21 protein-coding genes are annotated in these 22,652 nt (G+C 56.8%); 18 read left to right on the top strand and 3 right to left on the bottom strand.

Annotation, left to right across the window (positions count from 1 at the left end; all coding sequences use genetic code 11):
* The first annotated feature begins 65 nt into the window (after positions 1–65).
* From pyk to D5270_RS05830, 8 genes are all read left to right on the top strand, one after another.
* On the top strand, positions 66–1,811 hold the full coding sequence (gene pyk, locus D5270_RS05865) for a pyruvate kinase (RefSeq protein WP_166543189.1): 1,746 nt from the start codon (positions 66–68) through the stop codon (positions 1,809–1,811).
* 46 nt (positions 1,812–1,857) lie between these two features.
* Complete coding sequence (locus D5270_RS05860) at positions 1,858–2,286, top strand: hypothetical protein (protein WP_166543188.1); 429 nt, start codon at positions 1,858–1,860, stop codon at positions 2,284–2,286.
* Positions 2,287–2,304: 18 nt separating this feature from the next.
* The gene (locus tag D5270_RS05855; RefSeq protein ID WP_166543187.1) at positions 2,305–2,877 is read left to right on the top strand and encodes a DUF4364 family protein; all 573 of its coding nucleotides are present in this window, start codon (positions 2,305–2,307) and stop codon (positions 2,875–2,877) included.
* Between the two features lie 21 nt (positions 2,878–2,898).
* On the top strand, positions 2,899–5,094 hold the full coding sequence (locus tag D5270_RS05850) for an alpha-galactosidase (RefSeq protein WP_166543186.1): 2,196 nt from the start codon (positions 2,899–2,901) through the stop codon (positions 5,092–5,094).
* Positions 5,095–5,253: 159 nt separating this feature from the next.
* Positions 5,254–5,871 (top strand): cytidylate kinase-like family protein, encoded by a 618-nt coding sequence (locus tag D5270_RS05845; protein ID WP_166543185.1) that lies wholly within the window; start codon positions 5,254–5,256, stop codon positions 5,869–5,871.
* A 3-nt stretch (positions 5,872–5,874) separates the two neighbouring features.
* A complete protein-coding gene (locus D5270_RS05840; RefSeq protein WP_166543184.1) occupies positions 5,875–6,933 on the top strand; it encodes an FAD:protein FMN transferase in 1,059 nt (352 codons plus the stop codon).
* A complete protein-coding gene (locus tag D5270_RS05835; RefSeq protein ID WP_166543183.1) occupies positions 6,933–7,322 on the top strand; it encodes a NusG domain II-containing protein in 390 nt (129 codons plus the stop codon). The genes D5270_RS05840 and D5270_RS05835 overlap by 1 nt, the downstream gene beginning before the upstream one ends.
* A gap of 11 nt (positions 7,323–7,333) precedes the next feature.
* On the top strand, positions 7,334–7,852 hold the full coding sequence (locus D5270_RS05830) for a Gx transporter family protein (protein ID WP_330587412.1): 519 nt from the start codon (positions 7,334–7,336) through the stop codon (positions 7,850–7,852).
* A gap of 43 nt (positions 7,853–7,895) precedes the next feature.
* On the opposite strand, the gene D5270_RS05825 is transcribed toward D5270_RS05830, so the two are convergent.
* Positions 7,896–8,510 carry an S-layer homology domain-containing protein gene (locus D5270_RS05825; protein WP_166543182.1) on the bottom strand — a complete coding sequence of 205 codons (615 nt, stop codon included), beginning with the start codon at positions 8,508–8,510 and terminating at the stop codon, positions 7,896–7,898.
* Positions 8,511–9,529: 1,019 nt separating this feature from the next.
* Between D5270_RS05825 and D5270_RS05820 the strand changes: the two genes are divergently transcribed.
* From D5270_RS05820 to recG, 10 genes are all read left to right on the top strand, one after another.
* Positions 9,530–9,877, top strand: a complete 348-nt coding sequence (locus tag D5270_RS05820; RefSeq protein ID WP_243150168.1) for an ArsR/SmtB family transcription factor — start codon at positions 9,530–9,532, stop codon at positions 9,875–9,877.
* Between the two features lie 9 nt (positions 9,878–9,886).
* Complete coding sequence (locus D5270_RS05815) at positions 9,887–10,339, top strand: GNAT family N-acetyltransferase (protein ID WP_166543180.1); 453 nt, start codon at positions 9,887–9,889, stop codon at positions 10,337–10,339.
* A gap of 37 nt (positions 10,340–10,376) precedes the next feature.
* Positions 10,377–10,595 carry a cation transporter gene (locus D5270_RS05810; protein ID WP_166543179.1) on the top strand — a complete coding sequence of 73 codons (219 nt, stop codon included), beginning with the start codon at positions 10,377–10,379 and terminating at the stop codon, positions 10,593–10,595.
* A gap of 12 nt (positions 10,596–10,607) precedes the next feature.
* Positions 10,608–12,461: a heavy metal translocating P-type ATPase gene (locus D5270_RS05805; protein WP_166543178.1), complete on the top strand. Its 1,854-nt coding sequence runs from the start codon at positions 10,608–10,610 to the stop codon at positions 12,459–12,461.
* Positions 12,462–12,796: 335 nt separating this feature from the next.
* Positions 12,797–14,359, top strand: a complete 1,563-nt coding sequence (gene rny, locus D5270_RS05800) for a ribonuclease Y (RefSeq protein WP_243150165.1) — start codon at positions 12,797–12,799, stop codon at positions 14,357–14,359.
* 114 nt (positions 14,360–14,473) lie between these two features.
* Entirely contained in the window at positions 14,474–15,244 is a 771-nt protein-coding gene (locus tag D5270_RS05795) for a TIGR00282 family metallophosphoesterase (RefSeq protein ID WP_166543335.1), read from the top strand.
* Positions 15,245–15,265: 21 nt separating this feature from the next.
* Positions 15,266–15,658: an SdpI family protein gene (locus D5270_RS05790; protein WP_166543176.1), complete on the top strand. Its 393-nt coding sequence runs from the start codon at positions 15,266–15,268 to the stop codon at positions 15,656–15,658.
* Positions 15,645–16,103 (top strand): GNAT family N-acetyltransferase, encoded by a 459-nt coding sequence (locus tag D5270_RS05785; RefSeq protein WP_166543175.1) that lies wholly within the window; start codon positions 15,645–15,647, stop codon positions 16,101–16,103. The genes D5270_RS05790 and D5270_RS05785 overlap by 14 nt, the downstream gene beginning before the upstream one ends.
* A 175-nt stretch (positions 16,104–16,278) precedes the next feature.
* A complete protein-coding gene (locus D5270_RS05780; RefSeq protein ID WP_166543174.1) occupies positions 16,279–17,952 on the top strand; it encodes a DAK2 domain-containing protein in 1,674 nt (557 codons plus the stop codon).
* Between the two features lie 72 nt (positions 17,953–18,024).
* Complete coding sequence (gene recG, locus D5270_RS05775; RefSeq protein ID WP_166543173.1) at positions 18,025–20,061, top strand: ATP-dependent DNA helicase RecG; 2,037 nt, start codon at positions 18,025–18,027, stop codon at positions 20,059–20,061.
* Here recG and D5270_RS05770 read toward each other — a convergent pair.
* Together D5270_RS05770 and D5270_RS05765 are read right to left on the bottom strand one after the other, a co-directional pair.
* Positions 20,056–21,972 carry a hypothetical protein gene (locus D5270_RS05770; RefSeq protein WP_166543172.1) on the bottom strand — a complete coding sequence of 639 codons (1,917 nt, stop codon included), beginning with the start codon at positions 21,970–21,972 and terminating at the stop codon, positions 20,056–20,058. The two genes, recG and D5270_RS05770, sit on opposite strands and share 6 nt — an antisense overlap.
* Positions 21,960–22,484, bottom strand: coding sequence for a sigma-70 family RNA polymerase sigma factor (locus D5270_RS05765; RefSeq protein ID WP_166543171.1), 525 nt, complete (start codon positions 22,482–22,484; stop codon positions 21,960–21,962). The genes D5270_RS05770 and D5270_RS05765 overlap by 13 nt, the downstream gene beginning before the upstream one ends.
* Between the last annotated feature and the right edge of the window lie 168 nt (positions 22,485–22,652).

Below are 22,652 nucleotides of genomic sequence, written 5' to 3'. Positions count from 1 at the left end.
TTAAAATTCAGCGGGACTGTGATATAATGGTGGAAACACAAAAAAGTATGAGAGGAGCTCCCAACATGACCAGAAAGACCAAGATTATCTGCACCCTCGGACCCGCAACCCAGGATGAATCGGTACTGCGCAAATTAATGCTCTCGGGCATGAACGCCGCGCGCTTTAATTTTTCCCACCTGGACCATAAGGACGCCAGGGCTAAGCTGGACATGGTGGAGCGCCTTAGGGACGAGCTGAAGCTGCCCATCGCCACGCTGCTTGACACCAAAGGCCCGGAGATAAGGGTGGGCACGTTTAAGGACGGCCCAATCCAGCTCCGCGCAGGGGACACATTCACGCTTACTACAAGGGAAGTGGAGGGCACCTCAGATATAGTCTCCATTACCTATAAGGACCTGCCAAAGGACCTGGCCCCCGGCGCAAGGGTGCTCATAGATGACGGCCTGGTGGAGATGAAGGCCCAGCAGGTCAGCGACACGGATATAGTCTGCACAGTGATAAACGGCGGAAAGGTCTCAAACCACAAGGGGATAAACGTCCCCGGGACAAAGCTCTCCATGCCGTTTATCAGCGAGCGGGACCGGGCGGATATAATCTTCGGAATCGAGAACGGCTTTGACTTTATCGCGGCCTCCTTTACCCGCACCGCAGAGGATATACTGGAGATACGCCAGATATTAAAAGAGTATAAATGCCATAAGATAAATATTATTGCAAAGATTGAGAATATGGAGGGCGTCAATAATATAGACAATATCCTGCGGGTGGCAGACGGTATAATGGTGGCCAGGGGGGATATGGGCGTGGAGATACCCTTTGAGGACGTGCCTGTGCTGCAAAAGCAGCTGATACAGAAATCCTACCTTGCGGGAAAGCAGGTGGTGACGGCGACTCAGATGCTGGACTCCATGATGAAAAACCCCCGCCCAACCAGGGCCGAGGCCACGGACGTTGCCAACGCCATATACGACGGCACCAGCTGCATAATGCTCTCCGGCGAGACCGCCGCCGGGGACTACCCGGTGGAGGCTTTGGAGACCATGGTGCGCATTGCAGAGAAGGCCGAGGAGAGCATTGACTATATCCACAGGTTTAATTCCCGGGACAACAGCGATATTGCATTTGATGTGACGAACGCAATCTCCCACGCCACCTGTACCACAGCCCATGACCTGGGGGCCCGGGCTATTATCACCGTTACAAAGTCAGGCGTGACGGCAAGGCAGCTCTCCAAGTTCAGGCCCCTATACCCGATAGTTGGATGTACCACAGAGGAGCATGTCTGCCGCCAGCTAAACCTGTCCTGGGGCGTGACTCCGCTGCTGATAGACGAGGAGAACGACACCGACGCGCTGTTCGACCACGCTGTAGACGCCGCCCAGAGGGCGGGGGTGGTCCACAGCGGGGATATAGTGGTGATAACCGCCGGTATGCCCCTGGGAGTCTCCGGCACCACCAATATGATGAAGGTACACGTAGTGGGCCATGTGCTGCTGACAGGCACAGGCGTTACGGAGAAATCAGTGTCGGCAAGGCTCTGTGTGTGCAAGCACCTTGAAGACATACCCGCACGCTTTAGGGACGGCGATATCTTAGTTGTGCCTGAGACGGACAATACCATTGTGGAGTACCTGCGCCGGGCCTCGGGTATCATTACCGAGCAGCCGGGTATGAATACACATGCCGCCATAGCGGGCCTTGCTATGGATAAGCCTGTTATCACCGGGGCCGAGCACGCTACGCGCATACTGACAGGCGGCGCGGTAGTTACCCTGGACGCTAAGACCGGGAGGGTGAGCGTATGCTGAGAGAACCAAAATTTTTAAATACAACATATGTAGGGAGGGGACTGATATGACTGACACTGAGATGATTCTGGAGCAGCTGAAGGGAATGCAGGCGTCTATTAATAGCCTGCGCAATGATATGGGGGATGGGCTTGAAAATGTGAATCAGCGGATAGATGGCCTAGACCGAAGGATGGACGGTTTGGAACAGCAGATGGAAGATTTCAAGAGCGATATGCTTGAGGAGTTCCATAAGCAGAACGGTACCCTGGACGAAAAGGCTGCTGAGATAGACGACCGCCTTGAAAATATGGCGCGGCAGCTAAAGGTATACATGGAGAGCTCGGTGGGTATCAGGATAACGGCGCTTGCAGAGGGCTTTGAGGCAAACCAGGACTATATTGACAGAAACAGGCGGATAATCAGGCGCACCCAGGAACAGCTGGACAGGCTGGAGACCCGCGTGTCTGTACTGGAGGACAAGACTTCCGCATAAACACAGAAGGAGCTGAATATGGACAAAGACGCATTTACCGGCGGTGTGGACCCCGGCGGGCTTTGGACGAAAAATGACATACGGATTTTGATTTGCTATATCCTTTCAAGCGTAGACGCGCCCCTTTCAGGGGAGGACATATCCGGCATACTGCAGGGAAAAGCCTTGGCGAACTATTTTGAAACCGGCGACGCCTTGGCGGGGCTTGAGGGGCTTGGACATATCCGCAGCACCCAAGAGGGCTATGTGATAGAGCCGACGGGCCGGGAGATAGCCAGGAGCCTTGACACAGGCCTGCCGCTGACGGTGAGGGATAAGGCGCTGGAGGCGGCGGTGTCGTTGCTGGCGAGGGCCAGGGCCGAGAGGGAGAACAGGGTGGAGACAGAGGACCTGGAGAATGGCTGCAGGGTGAGGTGCCGCATTTCAGTCGGTGGAGGCGGCGATTTGATGGAGCTGGGGATATATGTGCCCGACCGCGCCCAGGCCAGGGTTATCGAGGAGAATTTCTATAAGGACCCTGAGGGCATATACCAGCTTCTGCTGGCGGCCCTGACCGGCGATAAGGATTTCGCCCGGGAATATTTGAGCTAAAAACTTAGAAGGAGTGTAACTATGCCGATTAAATTTGACCCGAAGACAAACATTTTCAAGCTGGACACGGATGTGTCCACGTACGCGTTCATGGTCTATGAGCAGGGGTATCTGGTGCACCTGTACTATGGGCCTAAGGTGCCCGACACGGATTTATCCCACCTGATGTACAGAGGCTGGTACGACTCCCTGTCCCCGCGCAACCCCAAGGTGCAGGATAAGCGCTTCTCACTGGATTCCATCCCCCAGGAGCTTCCGGGGAACAGCACCGGGGACTTCCGGATTTCGGCTATAGAGGCTGTGGCTCCGGCGGGGGATTCTGTAACTGATTTGCGCTATGCAGGCTATAAAATCCACCCGGGCAAGCCGGAGCTGTATGCCGTTGAGGGGCTGAAGCTGCCAGCTGCATTTGCCGGTGAAGGCGAGGCCGAGACCCTGGAGATAGAAATGCTCGACAGCCTGACCGGGCTTAAGGCCTGGCTAAGCTACACTGTGTTCAACAAAAACGGCGCTATGGCGCGGAGTATGAGGGTCGAGAACACCGGCAGCAGCGCCCTGGAGCTGGAGCGGGCATACAGCATGTGCCTGGAGCTGCCGGGTATGGACTATGATATGGTGCATATGTACGGGCGCTGGGCCAAGGAGAACACGGTTACACGGCACCCGCTCATGCACGGCATACAGGGCATACGCTCCAAGAGGGGCATGACCGGGCCGAACCATAACCCCTTCATGGCGTTGGCAAGAAAGGGTACGGATGAGGACCAGGGCGAGGCCATCGGCGTGAGCCTGGTTTACAGCGGCAACTTCTCTATTGAGACTGAGGTCGACACCCTGGGCTGCCCGAGGGTATTGGCGGGGATTGACCCCAGCAGCTTTAGCTGGCACCTGGAGCCGGGAGAGGTTTTCCAGACCCCCGAGGCTATTATGGTGTTCAGCGCCGAGGGCCTTGGCGGTATGAGCCGCAGCTTCCACAGGCTCTTTATGGACAACCTTATGCGCAGCCAGTGGACCCATAAGAAGCGCCCTCTGCTTATCAACAGCTGGGAGGCGGCGGTGTTTGACTTTGACGACGACCTTCTGGTGGACTTTGCCAGGGAGGCAAAGAAGCTGGGCGTGGACATGCTGGTAATGGACGACGGCTGGTTTGGCACAAGGAGCGACGATACCCAGGCGCTGGGCGACTGGCAGGTGAACGAGAACAAGCTCAAGGGCGGTATAGGCAGCCTTATCGAGCGGGTGAACGCCGAGGGGCTTAGCTTTGGCATATGGTATGAGCCGGAGATGGTGAATCCGAACAGCGATTTATACCGTGCCCACCCGGACTGGATAATAAAGGCCCAGGGGCGCGAGGGCAGCCTGAGCAGGAATCAGTGCGTGCTGGACATGACCCGCAAGGAGGTCAGGGACAATATCTTCAGCCAGATTTCAGAGGTTGTAGGCAAGAACAATATACAGTACATAAAATGGGACTGCAACCGCAATATATCAGAGGCCGGCAATGCCGTGCTGCCAAGAGAGCGGCAGGGGGAGTTCTTCCACCGGTATGTGCTGGGGGTCTATGAGCTGATGGACCGTGTGACCAGCACCTGGCCCCATATACTTTTGGAGAACTGCTCCAGCGGCGGCGGACGCTTCGACCCCGGAATGCTCTACTATTCCCCACAGATTTGGACCAGCGACAACACAGACCCAATCGAGCGGCTGACAATCCAGATGGGCGCGTCCCTCTGCTATCCCCCGGCCTGCATGGGGGCTCATGTGTCCGCAAACCCGCGCACAGGCTTTGAGACCAAGGGCAATGTGGCTATTATGGGTACCCACGGCTTTGAGCTGGACCCCTGCAAGATGACCGAGGAGGAGAAGGAGTGGGCAAAAAAACAGGTGGCGGACTACCATAAATATTATGACCTGACCCATTACGGCGACCTGTACAGGCTGACGGACCCGGCGGCAGACCCCTTCTTCTGCGACTGGGAGATGGTGAGCCGGGATAAGGGAGAGGTACTGTTTACCCGCGTGGTCATGCGCAAGCCTGAAAACTACTATCAGATGAGGCGGCTCAGGGGGCTGGACCCGGAGAAAATGTACAGGGACGAGGAGAGCGGCAGGGTATACTCCGGCGCGCTGCTGATGGCGGCTGGCCTTGACCTGTCACAGCCCTGGCCGGGGCAGGAGGACGGCTCCAGCGTTACCGTCCACCTGACGGCGGAATAAGCCGGGACGTTCCTGAAGGCAATAAACATAATCCCAAAAACTATTGACATTTCTCTTAAAATACGCTATTATATTTATAGAGAAACTATCCAGATTTCAACTGAAATATAGTCGATTCCTGGAGCATACCAACAAATCAATGCAAAAGGAGGAATTTATATGTTGCCAGTTATCACCATTTCCCGCCAGTTCGGCAGCGGCGGCCACGAGGTGGGGGAGAAGCTTGCCCGCCAGCTGGATGTCCCCTTTTACGACAAGGCCCTCATAGCCATGGCCGCAAAGCAGAGCGGCCTCTCCGAGGAGGTCTTTGCCAACGCCGACGAGAAGGCCACCAGCAGCCTGCTCTATTCCATGGTAATGGGCAGCTACTCCTTCGGCGCAAGAGTTCCCGGCATTAACGAAATGCCTATTAACGACAAGCTCTTTATCATCCAGTCCGACATTATCAAGAAGGCCGCCGCTGAGGGCCCGTGTGTGATAATCGGGCGATGCGCGGACTATATACTAAGGGAGCACGAGAACTGCCTGAACGTGTTCGTCCACGCTTCCAAGGAGGAGAGGGTGCGCCGCTCTGTCGCTAAAAAGGACTGCGAGGAGCGCAAGGCCTCTGACTTTGTCACAAAGAAGGATAAGCAGCGGGCCAACTATTATAACTTCTACTCAAACAAGCGCTGGGACGATTTGCAGAACTACGATATCACCATCGACACCTCAAGGTTTACGGTTGACGAGGCCGTGGAGCTTTTGATGGACGCGGCAAAGCGGCTGGACCGCTGAACCATGATGACAGATGAACGCAAGGCCCGCCTGCCCCTGGGTAAGCGGGCCATATTATTGGGCTTGGTATTTGCGATGGTGCTGGCGGGGCTGATTATATGGCAGTTTTTGGGCAGGGAGCGGGAGTATGAGCTGACGGCCTTCGCCATGGGCTCCTACGTGCAGCAGACTGTCTGGGGCCGGGAGCCGGAGCCTGAGGCGGCTGCGGCTGAGGCTGTGCAGGGGATAGAGGAGCTTGAGCGGGAGATATCCTGGCGGCGGGACGGGGGCGTTGCGCACGTCAACAGCCAAGCCGGCGGGGAGCCGGTGGCCCTCAGTGACAGCGTGGGTGAGCTGCTTGCGGAGATGATGGAGCTCTGTGAGAGGAGCAGCGGGGCGCTGGATATAACCCTTGGGCCCGTGATGGGATTATGGGACTTTGCCAATGAGCCCCGTCTGCCGGAGGCGGGGGAGCTGGCTGAAAGGATGGCCCTTGTGGGCTGGCAGGAGGTGGAGCTTACCGGGGACAGCCTGTCTCTCGGCAGGGAGGGTATGTCCCTTGACTTGGGGGCTATAGGCAAGGGCGCGGCGTGTGACATGGCGCTGGGTGAATACAGCCGCAGCCAAGTGCAGGCCGCGGTCATCGCCGTGGGCGGCAGCGTGGGGCTATATGGGCATAAGCACGGTGGCGGTGACTGGCAGGTGGGAGTCCGGGACCCGGAGGGCTCCGGGAGCCTGGGAGTGCTGAGCCTGCCGGGAGGATTCGTGTCCACCTCCGGGAGCTATGAGAAGTATTTTGAGCAGGACGGCAAAAAGTACCACCACATCCTGGACCCCCGTACCGGCTATCCCGCCGAGAGCGGGCTTGTATCCGTGACAGTCTGGTGCCCGCCGGGAATGGATGTGAAGTATCCCGGGGCGCTGAGCGACGGACTGGCTACGGCCTGCTTTGTGCTGGGGCTGGAGGACGGCATGGAGCTTTTGGAGAGCTACGGCGCGGAGGGGATATTTATTACTGAAGGCGGCGATATCACTATAACCGAAGGCCTTGAGGGGCGGTTTACCCTGGGGGAGGGCGGCTGATGGAGAGGCGGCTTTTTAACCCCAGGGAATGGCCTGTCCTGCTGGTAGTGGCGCTGGCGGCGGTCATATGGCTGGCGCTCTCCCGGAGCGGGCCAGGAGGTACCAGGGCCATAGTCGAGCGGGGCGGAGAGATAGTCCTGAGCCGGGAGCTGGGGGGGTTGAAAGCCACTGAGACTGTGGAGATAGAGGGGGAGAACGGCGTGTCCCTGAGAGTGGAGCTCTCGGAGGCGGGGGCGCGGGTCTCAGAGACGAACTGCCCTGACAGGACCTGCCAGCGTACCGGGCTCATAGCCCGGGCGGGGGAGAGCGCCGTGTGCCTGCCGGGGAGGATAGTGCTGCGGCTGGAGGGCCCGAAAACAGGGCGGAAATTGGACGCGGAGACCTATTAGTGGAGGAAAAAGTGAGGAAAAAGGCTGGATTCGCGGCACTTTCGGGACTGCTGGCGGCGCTGGTGCTGACCTTCTCAATGCTGGAGGGTATGCTGCCCCCCCTGCCGGGAATGCCGCCGGGGGCGAAGCTGGGGCTGTCAAATGTAGTCATGATGTACGCCGCCGGGAGTTTGGGGCTGCCCTGGGCCATGGCACTGGCTGTGATAAAGGGGGGCTTTGCCCTGTTGACCCGGGGGGTGACGGCAGGGGCCATGAGCCTTTCGGGAGGGCTTCTGAGCACAGCCTGTGCATGGGCGGTGCTAAAAAAGACCCGGGCCAGCTTCGCGCTTACAGGGATATGCGGGGCCATGGCGCATAATGCCGGGCAGGTGCTGGTAGCCTTCTGGATGATGGGCCCGGCAGTGCTGGGCTATGCGCCGGTGCTCATACTGGCGTCGCTGGCGACCGGTGCGCTTACCGGCGCGGTGCTGAAGGTCAGCCTTCCGCAGGTGGAGAGGGTAAGCGGTTTTTTAGTTGGGAAAAAGCCATAGTAAAAGAGCCCCGGCTGCACAGCCAGGGCCCTCTTTTTTGCGCTTATAAATCCTTTGCGTTATACAGGAAGGTCACGATATGTCCACGGTTGCAGGGGTTGTTGGGCCCGAACTTATTATTGCCAATACCCTGGGTAATATTGTTCTCAACGGCCCAGCTTATAGCTTTCCTGAAGTCGGAGCTTGACGGCATATCGGAGAAGGAGGCTTCCGTCTTGGGCTCAGGCCTGCCCGCCGCGCGCCAGATAAAGGTCATTGCCTCGGCGCGGGTGCACCCCTTCTCAGGGCTGAACTGGCCCTTTCCGTTGCCCATGGTGATATTGTTCTCAACAGCCCAGCTTATGGCCCGCTGGAACTCCTCGGACTTTGGCATGTCGGTAAACTGGTCTGTTATGCTCACCTGTGGGCTGCCCTTGGAGCGGTACAGGAAGGTGACTATCTGCTCGCGCTTGCAGGTCTGGGCAGGGGCGAATTTGCCGCCGCCAATGCCGCTGGTTATGCCGTTTTCAACGGCCCAGAGTACCGCGTCGGCATAGTAGGCGCTCTGCTTTACGTCGGAGAAGCCGCCAACGGTGGGCTCGGTGGGCTTGGGAGGCTTGGAGCCTGTGGGAGCTATACGCACATAGCTGGCATTTTCGCCTGAGGGGGTTTTGGGCATTTGCAGGAAATAATACGAGGTCTCACCTCCATAAAGAGTAACGGGACAATGCTCTTTACCTTCCAAATTCAGAGTGAAAGTATCCCCTTCTTTTGTACCACCAGTTAATGCAAGGTTATCATCAACAGAAATGCTCGAATGTCCAGGGCGAGAGGTGTTTTCGTATTCTTCATAACCCAACGCGCACGGAAAGAAAGCTGATTTATATTTCGGATATCTTCCGGGGTCATAACTGATACTTCCCCATTTGAAATCATCAAATTTTAACAGAGATTCATCATGCTTCAAGGTTAGTTCACCACTGCCAGTAATAGAAACCTTATTATCCCCCATAGCGGGGTTTGACAAGTACATACCGGCAAGACTGTTTTTGCTTCCATGGGCTAGAACGACATTTTCTAAAATTCCATATACACATCTTCCATGATACCCATTTAAAGTTAGTGTTTCAGTTTGCCTATCAAAGCTCCAGGTTTTTCCGTCGCCAGTGTCCCCCCTAAGTGCAAGGCGGTGTACGGTTCCGTCCATATCCACAAGGTAAGCTTCTCTTCCCCCGGCAGAAGCAAATATAGGGCATAATCCAATAACCAAGCACAGCACCAGCATAAGCGACAAAATGCGCTTTTTCATTTCTGTCCCTCCTAATAAATTTTTTGTTTGTCTTTTTACCTAAGGCTAATGTTTTGCGGCATCGCATCCCTTCGCATTTTTGTTTCTGCGCAAACAAAAAAGTGCGCAGCCCGAGAGCCACGCACCTGCAAAACACATGGCTCTTGCTGCGACACAAGTTTTTCACTGCTTCAATCAGTTGAATGCGAAAATAAGCCTGTGTATTTGCCATTAGCAAATACGCAAACAACTGATTGAGAAAAATATTAAACTTGTGTCGCAAATTAATCATACCACACCCACCAAAAAATGTAAAGCATATAGAGAAATTTTTCTCCTACCTATTGACATTTCCCAAGGAGAGGCATATAATACATATGAACAGTTGCTCATATGAAAGGATGATGAAAATGGAGCCACAGCCGGCCTATAACCACGTGCACCAGGAGACAGTGCAGAGGGTCAACGAGATAATGCCCGGCGAGGAGGAGCTTTTTGACCTGGCTGAGCTTTTCAAGGTCTTCGGGGACTCAACGAGGATAAGGATACTGTATGTGCTCTTTGAGTCGGACATGTGCGTGTGCGGGATAGCGGAGCTCTTGGGGATGACCCAGTCGGCTATCTCCCACCAGCTTGCGGTATTGAAAAAAGCGAAGCTGGTGCGGTACAGGAGGGAGGGAAAGACGATTTTTTACTCCCTGTCGGACGACCACGTGCGCACGATTCTTGACCAGGGCATGGAGCATATAGAGGAGTGAGGTTATAGGATGGAGACAAGGCTTATTGACAGTTTCACCGATGAAAGCTTTAGGGAGAGCTTCATGCTCTACTTCGTGGAGCTGGGAATAACGGTCCGGGACTGGGAGGGGCTTTTCCGGGAGATGGACACGGACGGCCGGGGGAACCTGGCGTATCTGCGAACAGACGGCGGTAAGGCTGTGGGGTTCATACAGTTCTGCCCCATGGAGTGCGCCGGATGGTTCATGACAAAGACCCTGGGTTTTATCCGGGAGTTCTGGATAGCCCCGGAGTACCGGGGGCGGGGCTGCGGCTCGGAGCTCCTGGGGATTGCGGAGGGGTACTTTATGGAGCACGGAGTTACCTCTATAGCGCTGACCACGGACACCGCCCCCGGTTTCTACATTAAGCAGGGCTATAGGCACGACCCGGGCGTTGCCGCCAAAAACGGCGACCCGGTGTATATAAAGCACTTATATTAAACCATATAAATATTTTTAGAATGAGAGGATAATTTACATGACAAAGCGTTTCAAACTCATCGACCTGGACTGCGCGAACTGCGCCGCGAAAATGGAGACTGCCATCAAAAAGCTGGACGGCGTGGAGGACGCGGCGGTGAGTTTTATGATGCAGAAGCTGACAGTTACCGCCGACGAGGGCAGGTTTGAGGAGATAATGGACCAGATTGAGAAGGCCTGCAAGAAGGTGGAGCCGGACTGCCGGATAGTGCGGTGAGGAGTATGAGCTATGACTAAGAGACAAAAGACCATGCTCCTGCGCATTATAATAGGAGCCGTGCTGCTGATAGCCGCGGTGCTGGTGCCATATGAAGGGCCCTGGCGGTTTGCCCTGTTCCTGCCGGCCTACTTCACGGTGGGCTGGGACGTGCTCTGGCGGGCGGTGAGGAATATTGCCAACGGTCAGGTGTTCGATGAAAATTTCCTGATGGCCCTGGCGACGATGGGGGCATTCTGCACAGGCTTCTTTGGGGAGGGCGAGTACCCCGAGGCGGTGTTTGTCATGCTTTTCTATCAGGTGGGGGAGCTGTTCCAGGGGTATGCCGTGGGCAAGTCCAGGCGCTCCATATCCTCACTGATGGATTTGCGGCCGGACTATGCAAATTTGGAGACTGACGGCGAAGTGGCTCAGGTCGACCCGGAGGATGTGCCTGTGGGCGGGGTCATAGTTGTGAAGCCGGGAGAGAAGATTCCCTTAGACGGAACTGTGATAGAGGGCAGCAGCACACTGAACACCGCCGCTTTGACCGGCGAGAGTATGCCCCGCAGCGTGGGCGCGGGGGAGAGCGTGCCCAGCGGCTGTGTAAATCTTTCGGGGGTACTGAGGATAAGAGTCGAGAAGGAGTTCGGAGAGTCTACAGTTGCGAAGATTCTGGACCTGGTGGAGAATGCCTCAAGCAAAAAGGCCAGGGCAGAGAATTTTATAACCCGCTTTGCCAGGTACTACACCCCGGCAGTGGTGATAGGCGCGGTGCTGCTGGCAGTGATACCGCCGCTGTTTATGGGCGGCTGGGGCCAGTGGGTACAGCGCGCGCTCACCTTCCTGGTTGTGTCCTGCCCCTGCGCCCTGGTGATATCTGTGCCCTTGAGCTTCTTTGGCGGCATAGGCGGAGCTTCAAGGCAGGGCATACTTATAAAGGGCGGCAACTATATGGAGGCCCTGGCTGCCGCGGATATGGTGGTATTTGACAAGACGGGCACATTGACTCAGGGTGTGTTTAAGGTAACTGAGATACATCCCGAGGGTATGTCTGAAAAGGAGCTGCTGGAGCTGGCGGCATTGGCTGAGAGCTGGTCCGACCACCCCATATCCCGCTCCCTGAAAGAGGCCTGGGGCGGTGAGCCGGACCGTTCCCGGGTGGGCGAGGCTGAGGAGCTCTCCGGCAGGGGAGTGCGGGTGCAGGTGGACGGCAGGACCGTCTGCGCCGGAAACAGGCGGCTTATGGACGAGATAGGCGCCCGGTGCCCTGAGAATACCGCCGCCGGCACGGTGGTGCATGTGGCGGTGGACGGAGCCTATGCGGGACATATAATCATAGCCGACCAGCTGAAGGCCGACTCTAAGGACGCTGTAAAGGAGCTCAGGGAGCGGGGCATAAAAACTGTAATGCTCACCGGGGACAGCAAAGCTGCCGGCGAGGCCGCCACCAGGGAGCTGGGTATAGACCAGGTACACACGGAGCTGATGCCTGCCGGGAAGGTGGGCATGGTGGAGAAATTGCTGGGTGAAAGGACCGGGCGTGGCAGGCTGGCCTTTGTGGGGGACGGCATAAACGACGCGCCGGTGCTCTCCCGGGCCGATGTGGGGATAGCCATGGGAGCGCTGGGCTCGGACGCGGCTATTGAGGCCGCCGACGTGGTGCTTATGGACGACAAGCCGTCAAAGCTGAGCCTGGCCATACGCATATCCCGCAGGACCATTGCCATTGTGAAGGAAAATATATGGTTTGCCCTGGGGGTAAAGGGGCTGGTGCTGCTGCTGACAGCTCTGGGGGTTACAGGCATGTGGCTGGCAGTGTTTGCCGATGTGGGCGTAATGGTCCTGGCGGTGCTCAACGCTACCAGGGCGCTTAGCGCAAGATAGAGTGAAGAGAGGGTAAAAGCTCCTTTTTGTGGGAGCTTTTCTCTGTGGTTTTCCCCGGGATAAAAATTTAATTCAAGAAAAATTCATATATTTCTTGACAAGTCCCCTACATAGTTATACAATTATACGTAGAATGCACTGGAGTGCTTGATTTATATATTTTTTTATACATTACTGAGCTCGCGGAGCTTTGTATATAAAAATTAAATAGTCCGATAAGAGCAGCCATGCGCATTTTCCGGGGCGACCCGGACAGGCCGGGCGGGTATCCGTCTGCGGCCAAATATTTCTTTTCTAAAATAATCAAAATATCAATCAAAAAAGGAGGTGCCCGATTGGGCAGTATACCAGTATGGCTGTGTATCCTTATTGCCGTTTTGACGGCGGCACTGGCTGGGGCGGCGGCGTTTTTCCTGGGAGTGAACTACCGCAAGTCCAAGGCTGAGGCGGCTATCGGCTCGGCTGAGGAGGAGGCCAAGCGTATCGTCGGTGACGCTGTAAAGACGGCTGAGGCGAGGAAAAAGGAGATAATCCTGGAGGGTAAGGACGAGATACACAAGCTTAGGAACGAGAGCGAAAAGGAGCTATCCGACAGGCGCAGGGAAATCCAGCACCAGGAGCGCAGGAACCTTCAGAAGGAGGAGAGCCTGGAGAAGAAGCTGGAGACCCTGGAGCGCAAGGAAGACCAGATAGACCAGCGCAACAAGAAGGCCGAGGAGCGCCTGAAGGAGGCCGAGGCCGTCAGAAAGAGCCAGTTCGACATGCTGGAGAAGATATCCAGCTTTTCCATGGAGCAGGCAAAGGAATATCTGCTGAATAACCTGGAGAATGAGCTGGTGCATGAGAAGGCTGTGAAGGTACGCGAGTATGAGCAGCAGATGAAAGAGGAGAGCGACAACGCTGCCAGGGAGATAATCGCCACAGCTATACAGCGCTGTGCGGCGGACCATGTGTCCGAGGCGGCAATAAGCGTTGTGCCTCTGCCCAATGACGAGATGAAGGGCCGGATAATCGGACGTGAGGGCAGGAACATAAGGGCTATAGAGACCCTCACCGGCGTTGACCTTATTATAGACGATACCCCCGAGGCCATAACCCTGTCAAGCTTTGAGCCTGTGCGCCGTGAGGTTGCCAGGGTCGCCCTGGAGAAGCTTATCTCCGACGGGCGCATACATCCCACGAGGATTGAGGAGACAGTTGATAAGGCCCGCCGCGAGGTGGAGACCGCCATCAAGCAGGAGGGCGAGAGGGCCGTTCTGGAGGTGGGCGTAAACGGCGTGCACCATGAGCTGGTGAAGCTCCTGGGCAGGCTGCGCTACCGCACGAGCTATGGGCAGAATGTGCTCAACCACTCGTTGGAGGTGGCTTACCTCTCGGGCATGATTGCCTCTGAGCTGGGGCTTAACCCCACTGTTGCCAAGAGAGCCGGGCTCCTGCATGACATAGGCAAGGCGCTGGACCATGAGATGGAGGGCTCCCATGTGCAGATAGGCGTGGAGGTGGCGAAGAAGTACAGGGAGAACGAGGCCGTTGTACACGCCATCGCCGCACACCACGGGGACGTGGAGGCAAAGACGATAGTGGCCTGCATAGTACAGGCTGCGGACGCTATCTCAGCCGCCAGGCCCGGGGCGCGCAGGGAGAACCTGGAGAACTACATCAAGCGGCTGGAGAAGCTGGAGGAGCTGGCCTCGTCCTTCGACGGTGTGGATAGCTGCTATGCCATACAGGCCGGACGCGAGGTCAGGATACTTGTGAAGCCTGACATTGTGAGCGACGAGGAAATGACCCTTTTGGCAAGGGAGATATGCAAGAAGATAGAGGCGGACCTGGACTATCCCGGACAGATAAAGGTGAACATGATAAGGGAGAGTAGGGCTGTGGACTACGCGAAATAAGCTTTGGAGGCGCGCTGTATTCGGCGCGCCTTTCTTGGCATTTTCCGGGCATGATATAGTATAAAAAGGGCTTTTCAGCTCAATTTACCAGATGGAAACGGAGACGAAGATATGGTGAATATACTCTGCGTGGGGGATGTGGTGGGCAGCTCCGGGTGCGAGTTTCTGAGAGAACGGCTTCCGGCGCTGAAGAAGCTGAAGGGGATAGACCTGTGTATAGTAAACGGGGAGAACTCCGCCGACGGCAACGGCATAACCCATAACTCGGCCACACACCTGCTGGACAGCGGTGCTGACGTGATAACAACCGGGAACCACAGCTTCAGAAGGAAGGAGAGTTTCCAGATGTACGACACCTGGGAGACCCTTCTGCGCCCGGCAAATTACCCGCCGGCGGCTCCGGGGAAGGGCTTCTGTGTGGTGGACCTGGGGAGGGTGCAGGTTGGGGTGATAAACCTTATGGGCACCATGTACCTGGAGAGCCTTGAGTCACCCTTTGAAAAGCTGGACCGCATTTTAAGGGAGCCGGACCTGCCGAAGATATGCGTGCTGGATTTTCACGCCGAGGCCACCGGGGAGAAGCGGGCCCTGGGCTTTTACGCCGACGGAAGGCTTACAGCCATGTTTGGCACCCATACCCATGTGCCCACCGCGGACGAGTGCGTGCTGCCAAAGGGCACAGGATATATAACCGACGCGGGTATGACCGGCACCATTGACTCGGTGCTGGGGGTGAAGCCGGAGATAATCATACGCCGCTACATCACTAAAATGCCCGCACGATTTGATTTGGCAAGCGGTCCATGCCGGATGGACTGCGTAATATTTACGGCTGACGAGGCCACGGGGCTCTGCACAGGGGTCGAGAGGCTGAGCCTGACCTGAGGTTGTGGGAGGCATAGGCAAATGGGTTTTTGGATATATATGCTCGCGATGGATTTGCTCATCCCGCTTATAATGACCGGCTTCGGCTGGTATTTTTCAGGGCGGGCGCCAAAGAAGATAAACCCTGTATTAGGCTACAGAACGGCTATGTCCATGAAAAACCAGGACACCTGGGAGTTTGCCCACAGGCATAGCGGACGCATTTGGAAAATCTGCGGGCTTATTCTGCTGCCGGTGACGGTTGTACCCATGCTGTTTGTGATTGACGGGGACGAGGGGATTGTTGGCACTGTGGGCGGGATAGTCTGCGGAGTGCAGCTGGCGGTGCTGATAGGGTCTATATTCCCTACAGAGCGGGCGCTGAGGAAGAATTTCGATAAGGAGGGCAACAGGCGAAGGGATGGACGGGGCTGAGTATACTTTCAGGAGGCTGGATGAGAGCTGTGCTGAGGAGATAGCGGAGCTGTTTACGGACGTGTTTACCCGGGAGCCCTGGAACGACGACTGGTCAGACCGGGAGCAGCTCAGGCTCTATATACACGATTTAACAGGACAGGGAAACTCCCTTACTTTTGGGCTGTATCAGGGCAAGGAGCTGGTGGGAGTCTCCATGGGCCGGGTGAAGCACTGGTATGAGGGCACGGAATACTGCGTGGATGAACTCTGCGTGCGCACCGGCTGCCAGGGGCAGGGCCTGGGAACTGTACTGGTGGAGGAGATAGAAAAGGCGTGTATAGGGCTGGGGCTGGCTTATATATTCCTGATGACGGAGAGCGACGTGCCCGCTTTCGGCTTCTATAAAAAGCTGGGCTTTTATCAGCTGGAGAAAAATGCAGCTTTTGCAAAGAAGCTTCGCTAGGGAGTTATAACGATACATGAAATTTGCGGGTTTCTTTGAGGATAAAGGGCAGAGTTTCCCTGCCGCCCTTGTTTTTTTGAGATTTCTGTGTTACAATATTCTAAAATGGTTTTTCGCGCCCCGAGAGCTCACCGGGCCGGGCGGCGTATCTATCTGATAAGGATGTGTTACCAAAATGATTCAAGGCGCTATGTTAAGGGACGCGATGATATCTGGCTCCAACAATATCGCAAAATACCGCAAGCAGGTGAACGACCTGAACATCTTCCCTGTGCCGGACGGCGATACAGGGTCCAATATGTCCATGACAATCGGCTCGGCCTGCGCGGAGCTCTTGAAGCTCTCAGACTCCGCTACCGCCGGGGAGGTTGCCGGGAAGGCTGCGGCTGCTATGCTCCGTGGGGCCAGGGGCAACTCGGGGGTAATTCTCTCCCTGCTCTTCAGGGGTATCTCCAAGGGGCTCGAGGGCGTTGAGGAGGCGGGCTGCGAGGATATCCTGAGGGCCCTTGACTTGGGCGTGGAGGCGGCGTATAAGGCGGTGACCCGGCCTACAGAGGGCACGATACTCACAGTTGCCAGGGTGGCGGCGGAAAGGGGCAGAAAGGCCTTCACTGAGGGCGCTGAGCCTGTGAACGTATGGGAGGCTGTCTGTGAGGGCGCCGCCGAAGCGCTGGAGGAGACCCCGGAGCTGCTGCCGGTCTTAAAGCGCGCCGGAGTTGTGGATGCCGGGGGCCAGGGGCTCTGCCTCATATTTGAGGGGATGCTCTGCGTGTTCCAGGGCGGGGAGATGATAGGCTCCGGGCTGACCCAGGAGGAGCGGCAGCAGGAGACTGAGGAGTTTTTCCGCTCAGCCGCCGCTGAGTTTGACAGCGAGATAACCTTCACCTACTGCACGGAGTTTGTTATAGGCCGTGACTCCCAGGTGAAGAAGGACCCGATGGCCCTGAGAAAGTACCTGGAGGGCATAGGCGACTGTGTGCTGGTAGCCGATGATGAGGAGATAATAAAGGTGCATGTGCACACTGAGGAGCCGGGAAACGCCCTTCAGCAGGCACTCACCTTCGGACAGATACTGTCGGTGAAGATAGAGAACATGCGCGAGCAGCACAGGAAGCTCAGCGAGGCCAGGGAGGCTGAGAAGGCGGAGCCCGAGGCAGCTCCCGTCCTGGAGCGCCGGGAGCCCACTGAGGAGCTGGGCTTTATCTCAGTTGCTGCGGGCGAGGGCTTAAAGAGCCTGTTCCTGGAGCTGGGATGCGCCGTGGTGGTAAGCGGCGGGCAGACCATGAACCCCAGCACAGAGGATATTTTAAGCGCGGTACTGGCTACTCCGGCAAAGAAGGTATTTGTGCTGCCGAACAACAAGAATATACTTCTTGCCGCTCAGCAGACCATCCCCCTTGCCGAGGACAGGGAGGTTATAGTCCTGCCCACAAAGACCATCCCCCAGGGGCTCTCCGCTATGCTGGCCTTTGACCCGGACGCTGGGGTGGAGGAGAACAGGGAGGCCATGCTGGAGGCCGCGGGAAATGTTGACACCGGCCTTGTGACCTTCGCCGCCAGGGACTCGGAGTTTGGCAGCGAGGCCATCCGCAAGGGCGACATACTGGGCCTCAAGAACGGCAAGCTGGACTATATTGAGAAGGACCCGGTCTCCACCTGCGTGAGGGTGGCAAGGTCCCTCACCGGCAAGCAGACCTCTTTTATAACCCTTATCTACGGAGAGGGTATAACTGAGGAGCAGGCCAGGGAGGCCAAAAGGCAGCTACAGGGGAAGGTCCACTCTGATGTGGAGATAACCCTTGTGGACGGCGGCCAGCCGGTGTACTACTTTATAATCTCAGTGGAATAAACAGACTTAGAAAAATTTCCGGCAGGAGAGGGCCCCGGCTCTCTCCTGCTTTGCGGTTATGGAGGGATATGCTTGCCGTCACTGTTTGAAACGGATATACGAAAGCTGAAGGGCGTGGGGGAAAAGCGGGCGGCCTTGTTTGCAAAGCTGGGGGCGCCGACAGTGGGAGACCTTTTGCGGCTGTACCCCAGGGATTACCAGGACTGGTCGGAGGTGACACCTATCTCTGAGGCGGGCATAGACGAGGTCTGTGTTGTGAGGGGAGAGGTGGCAAGCCCGCCCACAGAGCAGCGCATACGTGGGGGAAAGCTCATGCACCGCTGTACAGTTACCGACGGCGAGTCCGATATGAAGCTCACCTTCTTCAACAACAGGTATATCCCCAGCTTATTAAAAGAGGGGGAAAACTACCTGTTTAGGGGGAGGATAGGGACTTCCGGCAGGACTGCTTCCATGGTCTCCCCTGAGTTTGCTCCGGCGGACAGGAGCGCGGAGATTGTGCCAATATATCCGGCTACCCAGGGACTCACCTCCCGGAGCGTCGCCCAGGCTGTGAGAAGCGCCATGGACCTGCTGCCTGATACCCTGGAGGACCCGCTGCCCGGGGAGATACGGGAGCAGTATAAGCTCTGCTATCTGGGCTATGCCCTGGAGAATGTACACTTCCCGAAGACTATGGAGGACCTGGAGATTGCAAGGCGCAGGCTGGTCTTTGAGGAGTTCCTGGTTTTGCAGCTTGGGCTGATGGAGATAAAAAGCGGCTCGAGGCAGGAAAACCTGCACCCAATACCGAGCGGCTTCCCCGAGGAGTTCACAAGGCTCCTTCCCTTTAAGCTCACCGGGGCCCAGCAGCGGGCGGTCACAGAGGGGGTGAAGGACATGTCCGGGCCCTCTACCATGAACAGGCTGGTGCAGGGGGATGTGGGCTCGGGCAAGACTGCTGTGGCGGCGGCTCTATGCTGGCCTGTGATAAAGACGGGCCAGCAGGCGGCCCTTATGGCCCCCACGGAGATTTTAGCCGCCCAGCACTATAAATCCCTATCGGGACTGCTGGAGCCCGCCGGTGTACGCTGCGGGCTTTTGACCGGGGGCGCGGGGACAGAGCATAAGCGGGTCCGGGAGGGGATAAGGTCCGGGGAGATAGAGCTTGCCATCGGCACCCACGCCCTTATAAGCGAAAAGGTGGAGTTTCACGAGCTGGGCCTTGTGATAACCGACGAACAGCACCGCTTCGGCGTAAAGCAGCGCATGGCGCTGGCCCAGAAGGGGGCCTCGCCCCATATGCTAGTAATGAGCGCAACGCCTATACCGCGGACTCTGGCACTGATGGCCTACGGCGATTTGGACGTTTCCGTGCTGGACGAGCTGCCCCCGGGCAGGCAGGAGATAGCAACTTATCTTATCGGCCCGGATAAGCGCGGCAGGGCCTTTGGCTATGTGCGGAAATTTCTGGACGAGGGGCGGCAGGGCTACCTTGTCTGCCCGCTTATCGAGGGGGATGAGAGCGGGATGATGAGCCTTGAGGAGTACCTGCCAAGGGTCCGGGAGGCGTTCCCGGAAGTTGAGGTAGCCGCCCTACACGGGCGCATGAAGCCTGCTGAAAAGGAGCAGGTCATGGCGGGGTTTGCCAAGGGGAACACGCGGCTCTTAGTGGCAACTACAGTAGTTGAAGTGGGCATGGACGTGCCAAACGCCGCTATAATGCTTATAGAAAACGCCGAGAGATACGGCCTCTCCCAGCTCCACCAGCTTAGGGGGCGTATCGGGCGGGGAAAATTCCAGTCGGCCTGCATACTCATAAGCGACGCCAGGAACTCGGAGAGCGTGGAGAGGCTGAAGGTGTTCAAAAGCACCAACGACGGCTTTGCCATAGCCGACGCGGACCTAAAGCTCAGGGGGCCGGGGGATTTCTTCGGACAGCGGCAACACGGCCTGCCTCAGCTGAAAATAGCAAGTATGTCCATGGATATGGAGCTGCTGAAGGAGGCGCAGAAATGCGCCCGGCGGATATACCGCTCGGGCGCATTAGAGGGTTGCGATTATAGGCTTTTAAGAGGGGAAATAAGGAGGCTCTTTGAGAAGACCGGGGGAGGAAGGCTTGCCCTATAGCGGTGGAGAGGAGGAGCTAACGTCATTCTCGCTGTCGTTTGCGGCAATCCCGCTGGAGTAGGGCTTTGCCCCAAGGAGCTTTATATAGATGTCCTCCCAGGCGGCTTTAAGGTCCGGGATAATCACCTCGCCGGAGAATGGGTCTATGAGCTCCAGGCGGTCGAATAAAACATAGCCGTAGGTGTTCGCAAGCTCATCGGGATAGAAGATATTGACATTGGCCTGAAGATATTCCAGGCCGGCGCCGGGGAGAGTGAAGTAATTGGTATAAACCGTGCCGTCCTCCCACTCGTTGTTTTCGCCCAGGACAAATATGAAGCTGTGGACAACGGCACCGTTAAAGTAGCATTGTACAGCAAGCTCACGACCGCTTGCCTCTGCCGGGGCGCTTAGTGTAAATGTGGCGAGCGGGTCATATCCGCTGTTTATTGCCTCAGGCCAGTTGCCCATTGGCATTAGCAGCAGGCCGTTATAGCTTGCCTCTTCAAGACGGTCTACAGTGGTTTTGGAGGCGTCACTCTTCTCGAAGCCATTCTCAAGATAGTTTTCGCTGGGATATGCCATGCCGGTATAAAGGTCGATGGTAAACTCGGCGGTTACCCGGCCTAAGGGCTGCCCATATTCAGGCTCGAGGGGGAACTCGTAGAAGGTGAGCACAAGAGGGCTGCGCAGCTCCCGGGGGTCCGCCGCTTCGTCTATGGTTGTGAAGGTGTAGCTCATTTCGGACAACTCGGAGAGGCCGGGGTCAGAGCTGTTCCTGCTGGACATGTAGTCTGCGCTGGGGCTGTAGATAAATTTTTCTCCGTCGGAGTTGGTGCAGGAGAGCTGGGCATAGAAGCCAAGGGGCCAGCCGCTGGATTCGCCGCGGTCAGGTATTAGGTCGCCTACCATTCCAAGGTAAGGGAGGCTTACATCCAGGGTAACTTTGGTGGGGGTATAGTCCACAGAGTGGAGCCTTACGGGGCCGTCGGAAGCCTGGAGGCTGAACACCCTGTTTTTGTTTGTGGAGACCGGCAGGGTGAAGGTGGTCTCGAAGCCTGAGACCCAGCTATATATGGGGAAGCTGTCGAACTCGGCAATGGTGGTAAGGTCCGGTACGCTGAGGGTCACTGTGAGCTCGTCACCGGCTTCAATATCTTTGCCCAGCTCCGCCTGCCAGCGTGCTGTAAGCCTGCCGCTGCTGTCGGTTTTGAAGACGGGCGCAAAGGCGTCGGGGCCAAGCTCGATATACCCGTCCCCGTAATCCACCAGCAGGGAGGCGTTATTCTCTTTGTAGTTCTCACCATACTCGTTTTGCAGCATGGTGCCTAAAGACAGGGACGGGGCGGCGCCAAGCCCGAACTTATCACAGACGTTGTAGAAGCTGTCCCCCGGGGAGATGGACATGTCTAAAAGCAGGGACTTGCCGTCACTCCAGGCGTCGTCTATAATTAGTACGCCGTCAAAGTCCCCCTTGCTGAGGACTGTTACCGGATTGAATTCCGGCTGGGGAGTAGGCCCGGCGGTGGGCTGGGGCGTGGGTCTCTCATTCATGGCGGCGAACATGGGGCCCAGCCCGGGCATGGATTCGGTGAGCTGGGGGTTTGTAGAGTTGAGCCCCAAAAGTATCACAGAGGTCACCGCCAGCGCCGCCGCTGCCGTAGCCATGCCCCTGAACAGCCTGAGTATAGGCCGCGGCTTGCTGGGCATTACATCCGGAAGGGTGCTGAGGGTCTTTTCTGTGCGAAGCTTCAGACTCTCGGGCAACTCAGTTACGCCGTACTCCCTGGCGAGGGCGGCCTTGAAGACCCGGCTCCGGCCTATAGCGGGGCGGGGCTCCCGGGGGGCGCTCTGCCGGGGCCTTTTGGGCTCGCGCGGCCTTCGTTCAGGCGCCCTTCTCTCCGGCTTCTTTGCGTGCTTCATCTCTGCCATTGGGAACCCGCCTCCTCTCTTAGCTCAAGTTTCTCCCTGAAATGCTTACGCCCGGTGGAGAGCCGCATTTTTGCCGCACCCTCACTGATGGACAGAAGCTTTGCAATCTCCTTCACCGGCAAATCATTCAGATAGTAAAGTGTAAGTATCAGCCGGTCGTTCTCGCTCAAGCTCTTCAGGGCCGCCTGTATGTCAAGGGGGGTGTCCATATCCTCCTCCCGGGGCTCCTCGGGGAGGACATCCAGGGGATAGAGCCCCTTCTGCTGGCGAAGGATATCATAGCAGCAGTTAATGACAATGCGCGTCAGCCAGGTTTTAAAGAACTTGGGCTGCCGGAGGGTGTAGAGCTTGTCGAAGGTGCGGCAGATTGCCTCCTGCACAGCGTCCTCAACATCGGCCTCCTGGTGAAGGATGGCTTTTGCGGCGCGGTACATGGAGAGCTGGTTGTCCTCAATGAGACGGACGAAAGCGGCCTTATCGCCGGATTGGGCTTTGCGCACCAGCCGGTCCATGTATCCATCACCCCCATTTTAACCATTAGACTGAAGCGGCGGGCAAAAGGTAAGCCTGCCGTGAAAAAATATTGCGCGAAGCGGGAAAAAAGTTCGCCAGCCTTTCAAGGCTGCGGGGCCCGGGGCAGAGCCCCGGCCTACTACAAAAGCGCAAAACGCTTTTGCAGC

The sequence above is a fragment of the Acutalibacter sp. 1XD8-36 genome (genome assembly GCF_009917525.1).
Classification (GTDB): domain Bacteria; phylum Bacillota; class Clostridia; order Oscillospirales; family Acutalibacteraceae; genus Acutalibacter.
Note: the sequence above shows the minus strand (reverse complement) of the source record. Positions and strands in the feature narration are given on the sequence as shown.